The sequence below is a fragment of the Nocardioides sp. genome, from assembly GCF_031397825.1.
GTDB lineage: Bacteria > Actinomycetota > Actinomycetes > Propionibacteriales > Nocardioidaceae > Nocardioides.
The window spans coordinates 1-13666 of the sequence record NZ_JANNML010000123.1 but is presented as its reverse complement, the minus strand read 5'-3'; the positions used below and the strand labels follow the sequence as shown (position 1 = coordinate 13666).

Annotated in this window: 13 protein-coding genes and 1 tRNA gene; 10 read left to right on the top strand and 4 right to left on the bottom strand. The window is 69.4% G+C overall.

The genetic code is table 11. The features are described from left to right. From RMN98_RS10795 to rpmH, 4 genes are all read right to left on the bottom strand, one after another. Positions 1-278 (bottom strand): YidC/Oxa1 family membrane protein insertase (locus RMN98_RS10795; protein WP_309648818.1); only part of this gene is annotated, 278 nt, incomplete at its 3' end. A 3-nt stretch (positions 279-281) separates the two neighbouring features. Further along, positions 282-539, bottom strand: coding sequence for a membrane protein insertion efficiency factor YidD (gene yidD / locus RMN98_RS10790; protein ID WP_309648817.1), 258 nt, complete (start codon positions 537-539; stop codon positions 282-284). After that, complete coding sequence (rnpA, locus tag RMN98_RS10785; protein ID WP_309648816.1) at positions 536-877, bottom strand: ribonuclease P protein component; 342 nt, start codon at positions 875-877, stop codon at positions 536-538. The genes yidD and rnpA overlap by 4 nt, the downstream gene beginning before the upstream one ends. A 46-nt stretch (positions 878-923) precedes the next feature. Beyond that, entirely contained in the window at positions 924-1061 is a 138-nt protein-coding gene (gene rpmH / locus RMN98_RS10780; RefSeq protein WP_091112357.1) for a 50S ribosomal protein L34, read from the bottom strand. A 546-nt stretch (positions 1062-1607) separates the two neighbouring features. Here rpmH and dnaA point away from each other — a divergent pair. The 10 genes from dnaA to RMN98_RS10730 all read left to right on the top strand — a co-directional run bounded on the left by dnaA (position 1608) and on the right by RMN98_RS10730 (position 13649). Beyond that, positions 1608-3032: a chromosomal replication initiator protein DnaA gene (gene dnaA / locus RMN98_RS10775; RefSeq protein WP_309648819.1), complete on the top strand. Its 1425-nt coding sequence runs from the start codon at positions 1608-1610 to the stop codon at positions 3030-3032. Between the two features lie 422 nt (positions 3033-3454). Continuing rightward, positions 3455-4594 carry a DNA polymerase III subunit beta gene (gene dnaN / locus RMN98_RS10770; RefSeq protein WP_309648815.1) on the top strand — a complete coding sequence of 380 codons (1140 nt, stop codon included), beginning with the start codon at positions 3455-3457 and terminating at the stop codon, positions 4592-4594. An 82-nt stretch (positions 4595-4676) separates the two neighbouring features. Continuing rightward, complete coding sequence (gene gnd, locus RMN98_RS10765) at positions 4677-5585, top strand: phosphogluconate dehydrogenase (NAD(+)-dependent, decarboxylating) (RefSeq protein WP_309648814.1); 909 nt, start codon at positions 4677-4679, stop codon at positions 5583-5585. A gap of 12 nt (positions 5586-5597) precedes the next feature. Further along, positions 5598-6752: a DNA replication/repair protein RecF gene (recF, locus tag RMN98_RS10760; protein WP_309648813.1), complete on the top strand. Its 1155-nt coding sequence runs from the start codon at positions 5598-5600 to the stop codon at positions 6750-6752. Then, the gene (locus tag RMN98_RS10755; protein ID WP_309648812.1) at positions 6745-7317 is read left to right on the top strand and encodes a DciA family protein; all 573 of its coding nucleotides are present in this window, start codon (positions 6745-6747) and stop codon (positions 7315-7317) included. The genes recF and RMN98_RS10755 overlap by 8 nt, the downstream gene beginning before the upstream one ends. A gap of 254 nt (positions 7318-7571) precedes the next feature. Continuing rightward, a complete protein-coding gene (gene gyrB / locus RMN98_RS10750) occupies positions 7572-9704 on the top strand; it encodes a DNA topoisomerase (ATP-hydrolyzing) subunit B (RefSeq protein WP_309648811.1) in 2133 nt (710 codons plus the stop codon). A 54-nt stretch (positions 9705-9758) separates the two neighbouring features. Then, positions 9759-12440: a DNA gyrase subunit A gene (gene gyrA / locus RMN98_RS10745; protein WP_309648810.1), complete on the top strand. Its 2682-nt coding sequence runs from the start codon at positions 9759-9761 to the stop codon at positions 12438-12440. Next, on the top strand, positions 12440-13054 hold the full coding sequence (locus tag RMN98_RS10740; RefSeq protein ID WP_309648809.1) for a DUF3566 domain-containing protein: 615 nt from the start codon (positions 12440-12442) through the stop codon (positions 13052-13054). Before gyrA ends, RMN98_RS10740 begins: the two co-directional genes overlap by 1 nt. Before the next feature lie 309 nt (positions 13055-13363). After that, positions 13364-13437: transfer RNA gene (locus RMN98_RS10735), tRNA-Ile, on the top strand. A gap of 86 nt (positions 13438-13523) precedes the next feature. Continuing rightward, positions 13524-13649 (top strand): DLW-39 family protein, encoded by a 126-nt coding sequence (locus tag RMN98_RS10730; RefSeq protein ID WP_309648808.1) that lies wholly within the window; start codon positions 13524-13526, stop codon positions 13647-13649. Positions 13650-13666: the final 17 nt, after the last annotated feature.

The following is a 13666-nucleotide window of genomic DNA, read 5'->3' as shown; positions in this document are numbered from 1 at the left end:
GCGAGACGCTCCCGGTCGTGGCCGTACTTCTTCTGCAGCTCCTTGACCTTGGGCTGGATCAGCTGCATGTTGCGGCTGGACTTGATCTGCTTGACGAACAGCGGGATCAGAGCCGTGCGGATGACCACGGTGAGGCCGATGATCGACAGCGCCCACGCCAGCCCGCCGGCCGGGTCGAGGAAGGTGCTGAAGAGCTTGTGGAAGCCGATCAGGATCGCCGAGATGATGTAGTAGAGCGGCGTCATGATGAAGCTGCCGATATCGCCGATGAATCCCACGGATCAGGCTCCTTGGTGTGGCGTAGAGGACGAGGACCCCGCCGCGAGGCGGGGTGGCACGGGGTCGTAGCCGCCGGACGCCCATGGGTGACAGCGGCCGAGCCGGCGTACGGCGAGCCAGCTGCCCCGCAGGCTGCCGTGCTCGCGCACGGCGTCGAGGGCGTAGGCCGAGCAGGAGGGGTGGTAGCGGCACACCTGCCCGTAGAGCGGGCTGATCACGGCGCGGTAGAGACGCAGCAGTCCGATCAGGACGTACTTCATCGAGGCGCCTCCAGGACTCGTTGGAGACAACGGTCCAGGTCGACGGCGAGTTCCGCGCTGCCGGACCCCGCGGCAGCCGGCAGGGCGCGCACCACGAGCGCGCCGGAGCCCGGGAGCGACGTGAGTCGGTCCCGGACCAGGTGACGCAGGCGGCGCTTCACACGATTGCGGACGACGGCGTTGCCGACGGCCTTGCTGACGACGAAGCCGACCCTGAGGTCACCGTCCTCGCCGGGGGCGAGGTGCACCACCAGCGTGGGCGACCCCGAGCGTCTGCCCGCGCGCGATGCGGCACGGTACGACGCCGCGTCGGTCAACCGATGGGCCGCGGGCAGCACGGGGACAGGAGTCGCGTCAGGCCAGCACGGCCGGAGGACGCAACCCTCAGACGGCCAGGCTCTTGCGGCCCTTGCGGCGGCGCTCCGAGAGGATGGCGCGACCGGCGCGGGTGCGCATGCGCAGGCGGAACCCGTGCACCTTGTGGCGACGACGGTTGTTCGGCTGGTACGTACGCTTGCTCACGAGCTTGTCTCTTTCGGTTGGTTCGGGAAGGGTCACGCCGGCAGATCGGGATGCCTGGCCTCGCTCTTGATGAGACAGTTCGGCTGGCACCGCCCACCCACGGAGAGTGACTTTCCCGTGGACATGCGGCACCTGTCGACACCGGGCGACCGGCTAACGGTACGCGTGGGCGTTCCGCAGGGTCAAACCCGTGCGCGCGCCCAGGCGCCAGGGCGTGGACACCGGGTGTCCAAGCCTGTGGATGACGGCTTGCCGCTGCTCGCCGCGGCGGGTTAGGTTCGGGCTACCGAGGTGCCCCCGCAGCCGCGGTTCTCCACGGTCCCCGAGGCCCTGTGACCCCGCTCACACGGGGCTCAAAAGGGTGTCTGACCTGGGCAGACTCGGTCGATGCCAGGGTTCCGGTCGTGGTCGGGCCGACTCTCTCCACAGGAACGGAGTCGGGTTCACAACCTGTGGACAAACTTGTGGAGACAGCACCTCGCAGGTGAGGTGGGGCACAGCACTCGGGCACAGCCCGACAGGAAGGCGGCGGGATCCGTGGAGCAGATGATGTCCGACCTCGACCAGGCATGGCGGCAGGTCGTCAACGACCTCCAGCCCAACCAGCGGGCCTGGCTGCGCGCGAGCAAGCCGGTGACCCTCCACGAGAACACCGCGATCATCGCGGTGCCCAACGACTTCACCCGGGTCCAGCTGGAGGGCCGGCTGCGCGGCCAGCTCGAGGACGCGCTCACGGAGAGCTTCGCGCGCGAGATCCGCATCGCCGTCACGGTCGACGCCAGCCTCGATGAGGGTCAGATGGCACCCGATCACCATCACGACACGTCGACTAGTCGAGACATCGACATGTCGACAATTGCCCCGGTCGTTGCTCCGTCGCCGTCACCGACCTTCGCGCCCGAGGCCACCGAGCAGCCCAAGGGCAGCGCCCTGGAGACGCGGCTCAACCCGAAGTACACCTTCGAGACCTTCGTCATCGGCAGCTCCAACCGCTTCCCGCACGCTGCCGCTGTCGCGGTGGCCGAGGCGCCCGGGAAGGCCTACAACCCCCTGCTGGTCTACGGCGACTCCGGGCTGGGCAAGACCCACCTCCTGCACGCCATCGGGCACTACGTCCGGAGCCTCTACACCGGCGCCAAGGTGCGCTACGTGTCGAGCGAGGAGTTCACCAACGAGTTCATCAACGCGATCCGCGACGACCGTCAGGACCGCTTCAAGCGGCGCTACCGCGACGTCGACGTGCTGCTCATCGACGACATCCAGTTCCTGGAGGGCAAGACGCAGACCCAGGAGGAGTTCTTCCACACGTTCAACACGCTGCACAACGCCAACAAGCAGATCGTGCTGACCTCCGACCGTGCCCCCAAGCGCCTCGAGGCGCTCGAGGACCGGCTGCGCAACCGCTTCGAGTGGGGCCTGATCACCGATGTCCAGCCCCCTGACCTCGAGACCCGCATCGCCATCCTGCGCAAGAAGGCGGCGATGGACCGGCTCACGGCGCCGCCGGACGTGCTGGAGTTCATCGCCTCCAAGATCCAGACCAACATCCGCGAGCTCGAAGGTGCGTTGATCCGGGTCACGGCCTTCGCCAACCTCAACCGGCAGGAGGTCGACATGACCCTGGCCGAGATCGTCCTGAAGGACCTGATCCCCGAGGGCGGTGAGCCCGAGATCACCGCGCCGCTGATCATCGCTCAGACCGCTGCCTACTTCGGTCTCTCCATCGAGGAGCTCACGGGCCCGAGCCGCGGTCGTCATCTGGTGATGGCTCGTCAGATCGCGATGTACCTGTGCCGCGAGCTGACCGCCCTGTCCCTGCCCAAGATCGGGGCGCAGTTCGGCAACCGCGACCACACCACGGTGATGTACGCCGACCGCAAGATCAACCAGTTGCTGGCCGAGCGGCGCGCTGTCTTCAACCAGGTCAGCGAGCTCACCAACCGGGTCAAGCTCCAGGCACGCCAGTCCTGATCGTGTGATCGACCCGGGTCAGGACGGCTCCAGCCGGCCCGCCGCTCGACCACCGAGCGCTCCGTGACCTGTGCACAACGTGTGGTTCGACGTCCGAACTACACGGGGAGGAGCTGTGGATGGACGACGCGGCCCTCCGGACGGCCGAGACCCCATCCACACCGCCGGCGACTTGTCCCGCCGTACTCCACAGCCCCTGTGCACCTCGAATCGCCGCGTTGACCTGCGCTTACCCACCTTCTCCACAGTTTCCACCGACGCTATGACAACTACGGACCTCTACGTGGATCGATCCTCCGTGAACATCCTGCTGGGCCCCTGCCTGGGGATGACTCGTGCCGGTCGGTCGGGCGTGGCAGGATGCGCATCCCAAGAACTCCTGTGCTCTCGCCGCACCTCGTCGCCCATCCGAAGGATCCCCCGTGAAGTTTCGTGTCGATCGCGACGCGCTCGCCGACGCCGTCGCCTGGGCTGCCCGCAGCCTTCCGGTCCGACCCAGCGCCCCGGTCCTGGCCGGACTCCTCATCGACGCGACCGATGACGGCCTGGTGCTCTCGACGTTCGACTACGAGACGTCGGCGCGCGCCACCCTCAAGGCCGACGTCGCCGACGAGGGTCGGGCGCTGGTCAGCGGCCGCCTCCTCGCCGACATCTGCAAGAGCCTGCCGAGCAAGCCGGTCGAGATGGCGATCGACGGCTCGCGCGTCACGCTGACCTGCGGCTCGGCGCGGTTCACGTTGCAGACGATGCCGGTCGAGGACTACCCCACGATCCCGCAGATGCCCACCGCCACCGGCACCGTCCAGAGCGACGTGTTCTCCCACGCCGTCGCCCAGGCGGTGACCGCCGCCGGCCGCGACGACATGCTCCCGGTCCTCACCGGCGTGCGCCTCGAGATCGACGGCTCGACGATCTCGCTCCTGGCCACCGATCGCTTCCGCCTCTCGCACCGCGAGCTCGGCTGGGACCCCATGTCGCCCGACGAGTCGCTCGCCGCGCTCGTCCCCGCCAAGGTCCTCGGTGACACGGCCAAGTCGCTGACCGCCGGCAGCGAGGTCACGATCGCGCTCTCCGCCAGCGGCTCCGGCGAGGGCATCATCGGCTTCGAGGGCAACGCACCCGGCGGACTGCGTCGTACGACGACGCGGCTCCTGGACGGCGAGTTCCCCAAGGTCCGCAGCCTGTTCCCCGCCGACAAGCTCACCGTCGCCAAGGTCGACAAGGCCGCGCTGATCGAGTCGGTCAAGCGCGTCTCCCTCGTGGCCGAGCGCAACACCGCGGTGCAGCTCGCCTTCAGCGACGGGGTGCTCACCCTCGATGCCGGCTCGGGCGACGAGGCCCAGGCCTCGGAGTCGATCGAGGCGCAGATCGAGGGCGAGGACATCACCACCGGCTTCAACCCGCAGTTCCTCCTCGACGGTCTCCAGGCCATCGACGAGCCGGTCGTCGAGATGGCTTTCACCCAGGCCTCCAAGCCGGTCGTGCTCAGCGGCGCGGTCACCGACGGCGCCGAGGACAGTGGCTTCCGCTACCTCCTCATGCCCCGCCGCCTGCTGTCCTAGGACCCACCCGCAGCACACGCCACCCGCGCTCAGTCGTCACGGCCACCCTGTCGCCGCAGCCCCGCATCCCCGGAGGACCCGCATGCACATCGGACTCGTCGGACTCGGCAAGATGGGCGGCAACATGCGCACCCGGATGCGCAACGGCGGCGTGACCGTCATCGGCTACGACCGCAACCCCGACGTCTCCGACGCGGTGAGCCTCGAGGCGCTGGTCGATCAGCTCCCCTCCCCCAAGGTGGTCTGGGTGATGGTGCCGGCCGGTGGTCCGACCCACGACACGATCACGGCGCTCGCCGACCTGCTCGTCGAGGGCGACCTGGTCGTCGACGGGGGCAACTCGCGTTGGACCGACGACAAGATCCACGCCGACCTGCTGGCCGCCAAGGGCATCGGCTTCGTCGACTGCGGGGTCTCCGGCGGTGTGTGGGGCCTGCAGAACGGCTACGCGCTGATGTGCGGCGGCTCCACCGAGGACGTGGCCAAGGTCCAACCGGCCTTCGACGCGCTGCGTCCCGAGGGTGAGTCCGGCTTCGTGCACGCCGGTCAGCAGCCGGGTGCCGGCCACTTCTCCAAGATGGTCCACAACGGCATCGAGTACGCCGTCATGCAGGCCTACGCCGAGGGCTGGGAGCTGCTCGAGACCGTCGACGTCGTCGACCACGTGCCGGAGGTCTTCGCCTCGTGGCGCGAGGGCACCGTCATCCGCTCGTGGCTGCTCGACCTCCTGGTCACCGCCATCGAGGAGGACACCCATCTCGACAGGATCCGCGGCTACGCCGACGACTCGGGCGAGGGCCGCTGGACCGTCGAGGCCGCGATCGACAACGCGGTGCCGATGAACGTCATCGCCGCCTCGCTCTTCGCGCGGTTCCAGTCGCGCCAGGACGACAGCCCGGCGATGAAGGCGGTCGCCGCGATGCGCAACCAGTTCGGCGGTCACGCCGTGCACACTCCCCCGCCGCCCGGCGGCGACGCCAACCCCGGCTAGGCACGGGCCGCGTTGTACGTCTCCCACCTGACGCTGCACAACTTCCGCTCCTACGCGAGCGCCGACGTCCCGCTCGAGGCCGGCGTGACGGCGTTCATCGGTCGCAACGGCCAGGGCAAGACCAACCTCGTCGAGGCGATCGACTACCTCTCGCGGCTCGCCTCCCACCGGGTCGCGACCGACGCACCCCTGGTCAAGGCCGGCTGCGACCAGGCGATCGTGCGCGCCGCGGTCGTCCGTGACGGGCGCACGGCCGTGCTCGAGGTCGAGCTCAACCCCGGCAAGGCCAACCGGGCACGGGTCAACAAGTCGCCGCTGGCCAAGTCGCGTGACCTGGTCGGCCTGGTGCGCACCGTCGTCTTCTCCCCCGAGGACCTCACCCTGGTCAAGGGCGACCCGTCGGACCGCCGCAAGTTCCTCGACGACCTGCTCGTCCTGCGCACCCCGCGCCTGGCGGGGGTGCGCGCGGACTACGACCGGATCCTGCGCCAGCGCAACTCGCTGCTCAAGACCGCCGGTGCCGCGCGGCGCGGCTCCTCGAGCCAGGAGTCCGCGCTCTCCACGCTCAGCGCCTGGGACTCCCACCTCGTCCAGGCCGGCAGCGAGCTGCTGAGCCAGCGGCTGTCGCTGGTCGAGGCGTTGGCGCCGTACGTCGGCAAGGCCTATGCCACCGTCGCGCGCGGTGCCTCGCGGGAGGATGCGGTGATCGACTACCGACCCTCCTTCGAGCTGGGCGACCACGACCCCGGCGCGCTCGCCGAGGCGTTCCACGTGGAGCTGGAGCGTCGGCGAGGCGACGAGCTCGACCGGGGCGTCTCCCTGGTCGGCCCGCACCGCGACGAGCTGCTCCTCACCCTGGGTGCCGCCCCGGAGGCCGGGGGGCTGCGGCTGCCGGTCAAGGGCTACGCGTCGCACGGCGAGTCCTGGTCGTTCGCGCTCGCCCTGCGGCTGGCGTCCTACGACCTGTTGCGCTCCGACGGCGACGACCCGATCCTGATCCTGGACGACGTCTTCGCCGAGCTCGACACCGAACGACGCGCGCAGCTCGCCGAGCTGGTCGCCGGCGCCGAGCAGGTGCTGGTCACGGCCGCGGTCGCCGCCGACGTTCCGGAGGTGCTTGCCGGGGTCCGCTACGCCGTGGCAGGAGGGGAGGTGACGCGTGCCTGACGAGGAGGCTGAGCCGACCGACGCCGTCGACGCAGCCACAGACCCAGCACTGCCCGCCGAGCCGCACGCCGACGACGGCCTCGACCTGGCTCGCGCGCTGACCCGCGCCGCGGCCGGGTCCACCTCACGCGCCAAGCGCCGCCGCCCGTTCACCGGTGAGCGACGGTCGGTGACCGGCAACCGGGTCAGCGGCTCGCACCCCGACGACCGCGACCCGCAGCTGCTCGACTCCACGATGGCGCGGCTGATCGGGGAGCGTGGGTGGGAGCTGGACCTGCGCATGCGCGGGGTCTTCGCCCGCTGGGCCGAGCTGGTCGGCGACGAGGTCGCGGCGCACTGCTCGCCGGAGAGCTTCACCGACGGCAGGCTCGTCGTCCGCACCGACTCCACCGCCTGGGCGACGCAGCTCACGCTCCTCGCGCCGACCGTCGTGCGGCGCCTCAACGAGGAGCTCGGGCCCGGCACGGTCGTCGTCATCGACGTCCAGGGCCCGCACCTGCCGAGCTGGAAGAAGGGCCGGCGCACGACCCGCGACGGACGCGGTCCCCGCGACACCTACGGCTGAGCCCCAGCGGTCCGCTCAGACGATCTGCGGGCCGCGTCGACGTATGGGGACCTGTCGGGACCCCTGCGAGGGGCTCGGAACGGCCGCTAAGGGACGCTCAGGGCCATATTTCGTCCACAGATCCCCCATCTGCTGGGCGCCATACGTGGAGGACGGCCGTTTAAGGGCTATCATGGGCATTGGTCGCCGTGACTGGGTCACCCCAGGTCGAGCGACCTCATGTGTGTCAACTCAACGTGTGAAGAGGTCCTTGCGTGTCCGACGAGAACGCCGCTCCCGACGAGGTCTCCCGGCAGGCACCTGCCGACGTCACCGTCGATCCCGACGCACCTCAGTACTCCAACGTCAGCGGCGACTACGACGCCTCGGCGATCCAGGTCCTCGAGGGTCTCGAGGCGGTCCGCAAGCGCCCCGGCATGTACATCGGCTCCACCGGCGAGCGCGGCCTGCACCACCTGATCTGGGAGGTCGTCGACAACTCCGTCGACGAGTCGCTGGCCGGTCACTGCGACCGGATCGTGCTGACCCTGATGGCCGACGGCGGCATCCGCGTCGAGGACAACGGTCGCGGCATCCCCACCGACACCGCTCCCGGCCAGGAGATGCCGGCGCTCACGATGGCGCTCACGATGCTCCACGCGGGCGGCAAGTTCGGCGGCGGCGGCTACAAGGTCTCCGGTGGTCTGCACGGCGTCGGGATCTCGGTCGTCAACGCGCTCTCCACGAAGGTGATCGCCGAGGTCCGCAACCGCGGCCACGAGTGGCGCCAGACCTTCAGCATCGGCGTGCCCGACGGTCCCCTGGAGCAGGTGCGGGCGATGGAGCCCGGCGAGCGCACCGGCACGACCATCACCTACTACGCCTCCCCCGAGATCTTCGAGACGACGAGCTACACGCTCGAGACGATCAGCAACCGGATCCGCGAGATGGCCTTCCTCAACAAGGGCCTCGAGATCGTCGTGCACGACGAGCGCCCCGCGGCCGACGACCTCGTCGACGCGGTCCACGACGGCACCGTCGAGGCCGACGTCGACTCCGCCGGCCACGACGCCATGAGGAAGGCCGAGGGCGGCGGGCTGGTCCAGGTCTTCAAGTACGACCGCGGCCTGGTCGACTACGTCGAGCACCTCAACCGCCGCAAGGACAAGGCCAACCCGACGGTCATCTCGTTCGAGGCCGAGACCCCCGCGTCCGTCGAGAACCACATGAGCCTCGAGGTCGCGATGCAGTGGAACACCTCGTTCACCGAGTCGGTCCACACCTTCGCCAACACGATCAACACCCACGAGGGCGGCACCCACGAGGAGGGCTTCCGCTCGGCGCTCACCTCCCTGGTCAACCACTGGGGCGAGGAGTGGGGCCTGATCAAGAAGCGCGAGGACCGCGTGTCGGGCGACGACATCCGCGAGGGCCTCACCGCGATCATCTCGATCAAGCTCGGCGAGCCGCAGTTCGAGGGCCAGACCAAGACCAAGCTCGGCAACACCGAGGCCAAGGGCTTCGTGCAGCGCCTGGTCAACGACCAGCTCGGCGCCTGGCTCGAGCAGAACCCCGCCGAGGGCCGCGACATCGTGCGCAAGTCCCAGGCGGCGGCCTCGGCCCGCATCGCGGCCCGCAAGGCGCGCGACCTCGCGCGCTCGCGCAAGGGCCTGCTCGGGGGTGGCGGCCTGCCCGGCAAGCTGTCGGACTGTCAGTCGACCAACCCCGCCGAGTGCGAGGTCTTCATCGTCGAGGGCGACTCGGCCGGTGGCTCGGCCCGGCAGGGCCGCGACCCTCGGGTCCAGGCGATCCTGCCGATCCGCGGCAAGATCCTCAACGTCGAGAAGGCCCGCATCGACAAGGTGCTGGCCAACACCGAGGTCCAGGCCATCATCTCCGCGCTCGGCACCGGCATCCACGAGGAGTTCAGCCTCGAGAAGCTGCGCTACCACAAGGTCGTGCTGATGGCCGATGCCGACGTCGACGGCCACCACATCAACACCCTGCTGCTCACCCTGCTGTTCCGCTTCATGAAGCCGCTCATCGAGCACGGCTTCGTCTACATGGCCCAGCCCCCGCTCTACCGGCTCCGGTGGAACAAGCCGGCCGAGCACGAGTTCGTCTACTCCGACGCCGAGCGCGACCTGATGATGAAGGACGGCCTCGCCCAGGGACGCAAGCTCCCCAAGGAGAACGCCGTCCAGCGCTACAAGGGCCTCGGTGAGATGAACGCCGAGGAGCTGTGGGAGACCACGATGAACCCCGAGCAGCGCCTGATGCTCCAGGTGACCCTCGACGACGCAGCCCAGGCCGACGAGATCTTCTCGATCCTCATGGGCGAGGACGTCGAGCAGCGCCGTTCCTTCATCCAGCGCAACGCCAAGGACGTTCGATTCCTCGATATCTAGGTCTCTAGCACCATTCCTAGACTCGAGTAGAACCGACCAGAGAGACGAAGACACGTGACTGAGACCCCCACCGGCGGCACGACGACTCCCCCCGAGGGCCCCGGCCCCGGCGGCCGCATCGAGCCGATCGAGCTGCAGACCTCCATGCAGCGTGCCTACATCGACTACGCGATGGCCGTCATCGTCGGCCGCGCGCTGCCCGACGTACGCGACGGTCTCAAGCCGGTGCACCGCCGTGTGCTCTACGCGATGTACGACGGCGGCTACCGCCCCGACCGCGGTTTCTCCAAGTGCAGCCGCGTCGTCGGTGACGTCATGGGTCAGTACCACCCCCACGGCGACACCGCGATCTACGACACCCTGGTCCGCCTCGCGCAGCCCTGGGTGATGCGCGCGCCGCTGGTCAACGGCCAGGGCAACTTCGGCTCGCCGGGCAACGACTCCGCCGCCGCCATGCGTTACACCGAGTGCCGGATGGCTCCGCTGGCCCTCGAGATGGTCCGCGACATCACCGAGGACACCGTCGACTTCCAGCCCAACTACGACGGTCGCTCGCAGGAGCCGGTGGTCCTCCCGGCCCGCTACCCCAACCTGCTGGTCAACGGCTCGGCCGGCATCGCGGTCGGCATGGCCACCAACATCCCGCCGCACAACCTGCGCGAGATCGCCGCCGGCGCCCGTTGGGCCCTCGAGCACCCCGACGCCACCCGCGAGGAGCTGCTCGACGCGCTGCTCGAGCGGGTCAAGGGCCCCGACTTCCCCAACGGCGCGATGATCGTCGGCCACGAGGGCATCGAGCAGGCCTACCGCACCGGTCGCGGCTCGATCACCCAGCGCGCGGTCATCGAGGTCGACGAGGACGCCCGCGGGCGCACGATCCTCTCGATCACCGAGCTTCCCTACATGGTCAACCCCGACAACCTCGCGCTCAAGATCGCCGAGCTCGCCGACTCCGGCAAGGTCCAGGGCATCTCCGACGTGCGCGACGACTCCTCGGGTCGCACCGGCCAGCGCCTCGTCGTCGTGCTCAAGCGCGACGCCGTCGCCCGCGTCGTGCTCAACAACCTGCTCAAGCACACCGAGCTCCAGACCAACTTCAGCGCCAACATGCTCGCGCTCGTCGACGGGGTGCCGCGCACGCTGTCGATCGACCAGTTCATCTCCAACTGGGTCGCCCACCAGATCGAGGTCATCCAGCGGCGCACCCGCTTCCGCCTCGCGGAGGCCGAGCGCCAGGCCCACGTGCTGCGTGGCCTCGTCAAGGCGCTCGACGCCCTCGACGAGGTCATCGCCCTGATCCGTCGCTCGCCCGAGGTCGAGGACGCCCGCGACGGCCTGATCCAGCTGCTCGACATCGACGAGATCCAGGCGATGGCGATCCTCAACCTGCAGCTGCGCCGCCTGGCCGCGCTGCAGCGCCAGAAGATCATCGACGACCTGGCCGAGATCGAGCGCACCATCGCCGACCTCGAGGACATCCTCGCCAAGGAGGAGCGCCAGCGGCAGATCGTCATCGACGAGCTGGGCGAGATCGTCGACAAGTACGGCGACGACCGGCGCACGCAGATCATCGCGGCCGACGGCGACCTCTCCATGGAGGACCTGATCCCCGACGAGGAGCTGGTCGTCTCGATCACCCGCGGCGGCTACGCCAAGCGGACGCAGCGCCACCAGTACCGCACCCAGAAGCGCGGCGGCAAGGGCGTGCGCGGCGCGACCCTGCGCGGCGACGACGTCGTGGAGCACTTCATCTCCACGACCAACCACCACTGGTTGCTGTTCTTCACCACCGCCGGTCGCGTCTACCGCACCAAGGCCTACAACCTGCCCGAGGCGCAGCGTGACGCCAAGGGTGGTCACGTGGCCGGGCTGCTGAGCTTCCAGCCCGACGAGTCGATCGCGCAGGTGCTGGCGATCCGCGACTACGAGCAGGCGCCCTACCTCGTGCTCGCCACCCGCAACGGGCTGGTCAAGAAGACCCGCCTGGGTGACTACAACAGCCCGCGCCAGGCAGGCGTCATCGCGATCAACTTCCGCGAGGACGACGACGAGCTCATCGGTGCCGAGCTGGTCAGCTCCGAGGACGACATCCTGCTGGTCTCCCGCAAGGGCTCCGCGATCCGCTTCCGGGCCGAGGACTCCCAGCTGCGCCCGATGGGGCGCGCCACGTCCGGGGTCTCGGGGATGAAGTTCCGCAACGAGGCCGACTCGGTGCTCTCGATGTCGGTCATCCGCGCGGCCCAGGCCGCGACGGAGGAGTCCGACGACAACGTGCAGTACGTCTTCACCATCACCGACGGCGGCTTCGCCAAGCGCAGCCGGATCAGTGAGTACCGCACCACCAACCGCGGCGGGCTCGGGGTGCGCGCGATGGCGCTCGCCAACGAGGACCGCGGCGGCCTGGTCGGAGCCTTCATCGTGGAGGAGGGCGACGAGGTCCTGGCGATCACCCAGGGTGGTCAGGTCGTGCGCAGCCCCATCAACGAGCACTTCCGACCGACTGGTCGCTCGACCCAGGGCGTGAAGTTCGTGTCGCCCAAGTCCGGCGACTCCGTGGTCGTCGTGGCCCGCTCGGTCGAGTCGAAGGTCGACGAGGAGGCCGAGGCCGAGGGCGTCGCCCCGGAGGGCAGCCCGGTCACGGCTGAGTCGTCGGATCAGGCTCCGGATGTCACAATCGAGGAGTCCGCCGCGGTGGACACCGACGAATCCGACGACACAGGGGAGACTGACAGCTGATGACGGAGCGCTCCGCCCAGCCGTCCACCCAGCGTGCGACGACGGCTGCGACCAAGCCCGGCGCCAAGCCGAGCGGCAAGCCGCAGGCCAAGCCGGCAGCCGACCGTGGCGCCGACGAGACCGCCGTACGCCCACCCCTGACGGAGCGGATCCAGGCCAAGCTCAGCTCGGCACGCGACGAGCACGTCGCCAACGCCGAGCCCGAGTCGAGGACCAAGGCCACCAAGGCCGCCGCCGGCTCCAAGCCCCCACGTCGTGCCCGCCTGCGTCTCACGCGGATCGACCCGTGGTCGGTGATGAAGACCGCGTTCCTGCTGTCCATCGCCTTCGGCATCGTCACGGTCGTGTCGGTGCTGATGGTCTGGTCGGTGCTCGGTGCCGCCGGTGTCTGGGACTCGATCAACCAGACGATCCAGGAGAGCATCGGCGGCCCGGAGACGGCCAACCTCGACGTCGAGAACTACGTCGGCACCTCCCGCGTGCTCGGCTTCACCATGCTCGTCGCCGCCGTCGACGTGGTCCTGCTGACCGCGATCGCCACCCTCGGCGCGTTCCTCTACAACATGGCCGCCGCCCTGCTCGGCGGCATCGAGGTCACGCTCTCCGAGGACTGATCCGCTCGGCCTGACGGTCCACGGCCACCCGCGGGGAGGCGATCGGCCTCGGGCGGTGGCTGGTGGGTGGTCGCGCCCAGGTCCGATCTCCCACAGGTCACCGGCCATGTCGCAGCGGTCGCCATGGTCTGTCCGAGCGGTGGCTCCTGGGCGGTCCGGGGGACATCCGACCGCCGACAGGTCACCCCTCCACACAGCGGTGAGGAGCCGTCGTACGGCGGGTGGTCGGGCCGGACTCGTCCGGGACCGATCCCGTTTTGTGGGCGCCGTTCACGGTGGGGTAATGTTCGCGGCTGGCAGTCGCCATGAGGGCCTATAGCTCAGACGGTTAGAGCGCTTCCCTGATAAGGAAGAGGTCACAGGTTCAAGTCCTGTTAGGCCCACTCACGCGGGATCTCTCATCGCCCGTGGAGCCCCTCCGAGGGCGCCCCGGCCCGGGCCGGGGACACCGCAGCACAAGGGAGTCAGCATGAAGAAGATCCTCCTGGTCGCGATCGCCGCCGCCGGCGCCATCGTGGCCCGCAAGAAGATCTCCGAGGGCAAGGCCGAGCAGGCCCTGTGGGCCGAGGCCACCGACCCGGTCGCCAAGGTCTGACGCCGGCACCACCACCA

Bases quoted from the DNA above. Each gene is read 5' to 3' on its own strand.
- yidD (WP_309648817.1), bottom strand. From the start codon at position 539: ATGAAGTACGTCCTGATCGGACTGCTGCGTCTCTACCGCGCCGTGATC.
- gnd (WP_309648814.1), top strand. From the start codon at position 4,677: ATGCACATCGGACTCGTCGGACTCGGCAAGATGGGCGGCAACATGCGC.
- RMN98_RS10740 (WP_309648809.1), top strand. From the start codon at position 12,440: ATGACGGAGCGCTCCGCCCAGCCGTCCACCCAGCGTGCGACGACGGCT.
- dnaA (WP_309648819.1), top strand. From the start codon at position 1,608: ATGATGTCCGACCTCGACCAGGCATGGCGGCAGGTCGTCAACGACCTC.
- RMN98_RS10730 (WP_309648808.1), top strand. From the start codon at position 13,524: ATGAAGAAGATCCTCCTGGTCGCGATCGCCGCCGCCGGCGCCATCGTG.